The organism is Microbacterium sp. I2 (assembly GCF_051364985.1).
Classification (GTDB): Bacteria; Actinomycetota; Actinomycetes; order Actinomycetales; family Microbacteriaceae; genus Microbacterium.
The window spans coordinates 1-5,227 of record NZ_JBLWIH010000029.1 but is presented as its reverse complement, the minus strand read 5'-3'; the positions used below and the strand labels follow the sequence as shown (position 1 = coordinate 5,227).

The following is a 5,227-nucleotide window of genomic DNA, read 5'->3' as shown; positions in this document are numbered from 1 at the left end:
GGTGGTCGTTGGGATTCCTTTGGATCAATTTAATGGATGTCAGTGACATTTGTTTTTGGTCAGTTTCGAACTCGCTGCATGATCATTTTCCTGGTTGTGTATGCATTTTTTCTTTATGGAGAGTTTGATCCTGGCTCAGGATGAACGCTGGCGGCGTGCTTAACACATGCAAGTCGAACGATGAAGCCTAGCTTGCTGGGTGGATTAGTGGCGAACGGGTGAGTAACACGTGAGCAACCTGCCCCTGACTCTGGGATAAGCGCTGGAAACGGCGTCTAATACTGGATATGAGCCTTCCACGCATGTGGGGGGTTGGAAAGATTTTTTGGTTGGGGATGGGCTCGCGGCCTATCAGCTTGTTGGTGAGGTAATGGCTCACCAAGGCGTCGACGGGTAGCCGGCCTGAGAGGGTGACCGGCCACACTGGGACTGAGACACGGCCCAGACTCCTACGGGAGGCAGCAGTGGGGAATATTGCACAATGGGCGGAAGCCTGATGCAGCAACGCCGCGTGAGGGATGACGGCCTTCGGGTTGTAAACCTCTTTTAGCAAGGAAGAAGCGAAAGTGACGGTACTTGCAGAAAAAGCGCCGGCTAACTACGTGCCAGCAGCCGCGGTAATACGTAGGGCGCAAGCGTTATCCGGAATTATTGGGCGTAAAGAGCTCGTAGGCGGTTTGTCGCGTCTGCTGTGAAATCCCGAGGCTCAACCTCGGGCCTGCAGTGGGTACGGGCAGACTAGAGTGCGGTAGGGGAGATTGGAATTCCTGGTGTAGCGGTGGAATGCGCAGATATCAGGAGGAACACCGATGGCGAAGGCAGATCTCTGGGCCGTAACTGACGCTGAGGAGCGAAAGGGTGGGGAGCAAACAGGCTTAGATACCCTGGTAGTCCACCCCGTAAACGTTGGGAACTAGTTGTGGGGTCCTTTCCACGGATTCCGTGACGCAGCTAACGCATTAAGTTCCCCGCCTGGGGAGTACGGCCGCAAGGCTAAAACTCAAAGGAATTGACGGGGACCCGCACAAGCGGCGGAGCATGCGGATTAATTCGATGCAACGCGAAGAACCTTACCAAGGCTTGACATACACCAGAACACCGTAGAAATACGGGACTCTTTGGACACTGGTGAACAGGTGGTGCATGGTTGTCGTCAGCTCGTGTCGTGAGATGTTGGGTTAAGTCCCGCAACGAGCGCAACCCTCGTTCTATGTTGCCAGCACGTAATGGTGGGAACTCATGGGATACTGCCGGGGTCAACTCGGAGGAAGGTGGGGATGACGTCAAATCATCATGCCCCTTATGTCTTGGGCTTCACGCATGCTACAATGGCCGGTACAAAGGGCTGCAATACCGTGAGGTGGAGCGAATCCCAAAAAGCCGGTCCCAGTTCGGATTGAGGTCTGCAACTCGACCTCATGAAGTCGGAGTCGCTAGTAATCGCAGATCAGCAACGCTGCGGTGAATACGTTCCCGGGTCTTGTACACACCGCCCGTCAAGTCATGAAAGTCGGTAACACCTGAAGCCGGTGGCCCAACCCTTGTGGAGGGAGCCGTCGAAGGTGGGATCGGTAATTAGGACTAAGTCGTAACAAGGTAGCCGTACCGGAAGGTGCGGCTGGATCACCTCCTTTCTAAGGAGCATCTGGCACTCTTCGGGGTGTCCAGGCGCCGTGTCGAGCGAATGTCTCGTCCGGTTGCTCATGGGTGGAACGTTTGACGAGGTGCGAGGGATGGGGGTTCTCACTTAGTACGCTGCTTGCAGTTGGAACGGTGGGGGTTTTCTGGTCTTGCACGTGCACGCTGTTGGGTCCTGAGGGACCGGGGGCAGGTTTGTTTTCCGTTTCTTCTTGGGCTCATCTTCCGTTCGCTGGCTGTTGCTGGTGGGTGGGGGTGGGTACCGCCCGTACTTTGAGAACTACACAGTGGACGCGAGCATCTTTGAACCGACCCGTAAGGGTTGGTTCGGAAAAGATGATCTTAAAGATCATTAGTCAATTTCGACGCATGCCCTTTCGGGGGTGTGTGTTTTCGATTCTGATTTTGGACTCATGTTTCAAGTCTTTAAGAGCAAACGGTGGATGCCTTGGCATCTGGAGCCGAAGAAGGACGTAGCAATCTGCGATAAGCCTCGGGGAACTGATAAGCAAGTTTTGATCCGAGGGTGTCCGAATGGGGAAACCCCGCCAGGCGGCGTGCTGACCTGGTGACTCCCGCCTGAATATATAGGGCGGGTAGAGGGAACGCGGGGAAGTGAAACATCTCAGTACCCGCAGGAAGAGAAAGCAACAGCGATTCCGTGAGTAGTGGCGAGCGAAATCGGATCAGGCTAAACCGAGTACGTGTGATATCCGGCAGGAGTTGCGTATTCGGGGTTGTGGGACTTTCCGGGCCACTCTGCCGAGTGGTGAGCGTGATGCGTCGATATAGGTGAACGGTCTTGAAAGGCCGGCCATAGTGGGTGCCAGCCCCGTAACCGAAATGTCGGGTCGCAGCGTGGAGAGTATCCCAAGTAGCACGGGGCCCGAGAAATCCCGTGTGAATCTGTCAGGACCACCTGATAAGCCTAAATACTCCCAGATGACCGATAGCGGACAAGTACCGTGAGGGAAAGGTGAAAAGTACCCCGGGAGGGGAGTGAAATAGTACCTGAAACCGTTTGCTTACAAACCGTTGGAGCCTCCTTAGTAGGGGTGACAGCGTGCCTTTTGAAGAATGAGCCTGCGAGTTAGCGATATGTGGCGAGGTTAACCCGTGTGGGGTAGCCGTAGCGAAAGCGAGTCTGAATAGGGCGATTCAGTCGCATGTCCTAGACCCGAAGCGAAGTGATCTATCCATGGCCAGGCTGAAGCGACGGTAAGACGTCGTGGAGGGCCGAACCCACTTAGGTTGAAAACTGAGGGGATGAGCTGTGGATAGGGGTGAAAGGCCAATCAAACTTCGTGATAGCTGGTTCTCTCCGAAATGCATTTAGGTGCAGCGTTGCGTGTTTCTTGCCGGAGGTAGAGCTACTGGATGGCCGATGGGCCCTACAAGGTTACTGACGTCAGCCAAACTCCGAATGCCGGTAAGTGAGAGCGCAGCAGTGAGACTGTGGGGGATAAGCTTCATAGTCGAGAGGGAAACAACCCAGACCACCAACTAAGGTCCCTAAGCGCGTGCTAAGTGGGAAAGGATGTGGAGTTGCTTAGACAACCAGGAGGTTGGCTTAGAAGCAGCCACCCTTGAAAGAGTGCGTAATAGCTCACTGGTCAAGTGATTCCGCGCCGACAATGTAACGGGGCTCAAGCACGCCACCGAAGTTGTGGCATTGACATTTTTGGTAGGCCTTCGTGGTCCAGCCGTGTTGATGGGTAGGAGAGCGTCGTGTGGCGAGTGAAGCGGCGGGGTGACCCAGCCGTGGACGCCACACGAGTGAGAATGCAGGCATGAGTAGCGAAAGACGTGTGAGAAACACGTCCTCCGAAAGACCAAGGGTTCCAGGGTCAAGCTAATCTTCCCTGGGTAAGTCGGGACCTAAGGCGAGGCCGACAGGCGTAGTCGATGGACAACGGGTTGATATTCCCGTACCGGCGAAGAACCGCCCCAATCAATCCAGTAATGCTAAGTGTCTGAATCCCAGTGACTGATCCCTTCGGGGTGACGGGCTGGGCCTAGCGCACGACCCTATGCTGGTGCGGTTAGCGTATTAACAGGTGTGACGCAGGAAGGTAGCCCATCCCGGGCGATGGTTGTCCCGGGGCAAGTGCGTAGGCCGAACGGTAGGCAAATCCGCCGTTCATGAAGGCTGAGACACGATGCGGATGAAAAGTGGGTGATCCTATGCTGCCAAGAAAAGCATCGACGCGAGGTTCTAGCCGCCCGTACCCCAAACCGACTCAGGTGGTCAGGTAGAGAATACCAAGGAGATCGAGAGAATCGTGGTTAAGGAACTCGGCAAAATGCCCCCGTAACTTCGGGAGAAGGGGGGCCATCCACTTATATGAGCTTGCCTCAAAAAGGGTGTGGTGGCCGCAGAGACTAGTGGGTAGCGACTGTTTACTAAAAACACAGGTCCGTGCCAAGTCGCAAGACGATGTATACGGACTGACGCCTGCCCGGTGCTGGAAGGTTAAGAGGACCGGTTAGCCGTAAGGCGAAGCTGAGAATTTAAGCCCCAGTAAACGGCGGTGGTAACTATAACCATCCTAAGGTAGCGAAATTCCTTGTCGGGTAAGTTCCGACCTGCACGAATGGCGTAACGACTTCCCAACTGTCTCAACCGCGAACTCGGCGAAATTGCATTACGAGTAAAGATGCTCGTTACGCGCAGCAGGACGGAAAGACCCCGTGACCTTTACTACAGCTTGGTATTGGTGTTCGGTGTGGCTTGTGTAGGATAGGTGGGAGACTTTGAAGCGGATACGCCAGTATTCGTGGAGTCGTTGTTGAAATACCACTCTGGTCACTCTGGATGTCTAACTTCGAACCGTAATCCGGTTCAGGGACAGTGCCTGGTGGGTAGTTTAACTGGGGCGGTTGCCTCCCAAAAAGTAACGGAGGCGCCCAAAGGTTCCCTCAACCTGGTTGGCAATCAGGTGGCGAGTGTAAGTGCACAAGGGAGCTTGACTGTGAGACTGACAGGTCGAGCAGGGACGAAAGTCGGGACTAGTGATCCGGCAGTGGCTTGTGGAAGCGCTGTCGCTCAACGGATAAAAGGTACCTCGGGGATAACAGGCTGATCTTGCCCAAGAGTCCATATCGACGGCATGGTTTGGCACCTCGATGTCGGCTCGTCGCATCCTGGGGCTGGAGTAGGTCCCAAGGGTTGGGCTGTTCGCCCATTAAAGCGGTACGCGAGCTGGGTTTAGAACGTCGTGAGACAGTTCGGTCCCTATCCGCTGCGCGCGTAGGAAGTTTGAGAGGATCTGACCCTAGTACGAGAGGACCGGGTTGGACGAACCTCTGGTGTGTCAGTTGTTCCGCCAGGAGCACCGCTGATTAGCTACGTTCGGGATGGATAACCGCTGAAAGCATCTAAGCGGGAAGCCGGCCTCAAGATGAGACTTCCATACCTTCGGGTGAGAGGCTCCCAGCCAGACTACTGGGTTGATAGGCCAGATGTGGAAGCACGGCAACGTGTGCAGCTGACTGGTACTAATAAGCCGATGACTTGATAACACCACCAACTTTTTCTGGTGCACGCGTCCACTGAGTGGTTCCCGATGTACGGTCGGGACACCACACA

2 rRNA genes are annotated in these 5,227 nt (G+C 54.9%); both read left to right on the top strand.

What is annotated here, in order from left to right:
* The first annotated feature begins 112 nt into the window (after positions 1 to 112).
* Positions 113 to 1,634: ribosomal RNA gene (locus tag ACLKM7_RS19705) — 16S ribosomal RNA — on the top strand.
* A 420-nt stretch (positions 1,635 to 2,054) separates the two neighbouring features.
* Positions 2,055 to 5,160: ribosomal RNA gene (locus ACLKM7_RS19700) — 23S ribosomal RNA — on the top strand.
* The 16S and 23S rRNA genes sit together here, the layout of an rRNA operon.
* Positions 5,161 to 5,227: the final 67 nt, after the last annotated feature.